The organism is Lactobacillus sp. UMNPBX4 (assembly GCF_002554115.1).
In the GTDB taxonomy this organism is placed as follows: domain Bacteria; phylum Bacillota; class Bacilli; order Lactobacillales; family Lactobacillaceae; genus Lactobacillus; species Lactobacillus gallinarum.
This window is the reverse complement of record NZ_PCZF01000099.1, coordinates 1-1794: the sequence shown is the minus strand read 5'-3', so window position 1 is coordinate 1794 and position 1794 is coordinate 1. Positions and strand designations below refer to the sequence as shown.

Below are 1794 nucleotides of genomic sequence, written 5' to 3'. Positions count from 1 at the left end.
CGCCGATGAATATATCTCAGATATTGGATCGGGCTTAAACTATAAACGTCCTAAATGGCTTAAGTTGATCAAAGACATCGATGCAAATCAGATTAAAGAGATCTACGTTACTTATGAAGATCGCTTTATCCGTTTTGGCTTTAAGTTCTTTCAAGAATTTTGTGCTTGGCATGACTGTAAGATAATCGTCTTAAACAATGAGGATACTTCGCCAGATAAGGAGCTAGTGGAAGACTTAATTAGCATTATTCATGTTTTTTCATGCCGTCTTTATGGACTGAGAAGGTATAAAAACAAAATAAAGAACGATCCTAATTTAAAAGAATAAGCGATGCATCTATAAAAGGAGGTGGATAAAATGCCAGAATACTATATAAAAACCAAATCCTATGAGCTGTTTCCCAACAAACAGATGAAGGCTGTTTTTGATCGCAATTGCGATTATCGGAGATTCTGCTGGAATGAAGCCTTGGCTTTGTGGAATGACGAATACGACATTAGGCAGCTGATGCTTGATAAAGAGATCAAAGCTGAACTGCGAAAGGCCAAGAGTCAACGCAAATTTACTGCCGAACAAGAAGAAATGCTTGCCAGCTATCCTGCGCCTAATTGGAAAGCCATCAGGAATAAACTAGTGGCAGAAAAAGAAGACTGGCAATTTAGCTATTCAGCCCATCTATTGCAGCTAGCCGTACAGGATTTGGGCAAAGCCTGGCAAAATTTTTTCAATAAGGCTCAAAAAGATTGGGGCAAGCCTAAATTTAAATCTAAGCGGGCTCCCAAGCAAGGCTTCAAGAGCGACCAAGCTAGAATTGTTAATGGCAAGCTGGTTTTGGAAAAGCCTCAAGGGTTGAAAGCAAATTGGCAACCAATAAAATTGTCAGAAAAGCCTTTTGATTATCCTACAGGAACAATGTCTTTCTATCGAGTAAGGGATAGGTATTATGTGGCAATTCCATATAAGATCCCCAAAGATAGGTTCGAAATCAAAAAGAAAACAGGCAAAGCGACCGGGGTAGATATAAACGTAGGCCATTTCAATTATGAAGATGGTCAGCTTTTGATTATTCCTAAGTCTTTGACCAAAACATACAGCAAAATAAAGCATTATCAAAAGCAGCTGGCAAAGAAGCGAACAGTCAACGGTAGAATTAAAGGTGCGCAAAGCAAGAAATACTTGAAGACGAGAATCAAGCTTCAGGCATCCTATCAGCGTGCCCAAAACATTCAAACGGATTTAATGCATAAATTTACTACTGAACTGGTAAACAATTACGATCAAATAGCGATTGAAGATCTGGGAGTCAAAGGCATGCTTATGAGCCATGTGGCTTCAAAAGGCATGCATCGAAGCATGTTTGGCTTGTTTAGAAAGCTTTTAACATATAAATGCGAATGGTATGGTAAAGAACTGATTATTGCCAACAAGCTATATCCATCAACGCAAAGATGCGCAGCATGCGGCTTGGTCAAAAAAGGCGATGAAAAGATCACGCTGCAGGGCAATAAAAAGCATGGCACCAAGCATAACGAGTTTGTCTGTTATAATCCTAGCTGTCCTAATTACAATAAAAAGGTTGATCGCGACGAAAATGCCATGGCCAACCTAACGCTGCTAGTAAAGCATCCAGAGTTAAATCGAGCCTTATAAGATAATTGCGGGCGAGGCTACGTCCGAAAAAATGCCAAAAGAGCTAGTCAATGCGATTACTTCTAAATTGAAATATCGGAATACTAGCGTAGACGTTGGTAAGAGAAATGGAAAGCACGAATAGTCCAAAATGTATGAAAATA

The 1794-nt window shown here is 39.3% G+C and carries 2 protein-coding genes; both read left to right on the top strand.

The annotated features are described in order from the left end of the window. Positions 1 to 328 (top strand): IS607 family transposase (locus CP355_RS09815; protein ID WP_143468329.1); only part of this gene is annotated, 328 nt, incomplete at its 5' end. Between the two features lie 30 nt (positions 329 to 358). Continuing rightward, positions 359 to 1651 carry an RNA-guided endonuclease TnpB family protein gene (locus tag CP355_RS09810; RefSeq protein ID WP_089145235.1) on the top strand — a complete coding sequence of 431 codons (1293 nt, stop codon included), beginning with the start codon at positions 359 to 361 and terminating at the stop codon, positions 1649 to 1651. The last annotated feature ends 143 nt before the right edge of the window (positions 1652 to 1794 follow it).

What these genes read in the sequence shown, in the direction of transcription:
- CP355_RS09810 (WP_089145235.1), top strand. Translation starts at nt 359, where the DNA reads ATGCCAGAATACTATATAAAAACCAAATCCTATGAGCTGTTTCCCAAC.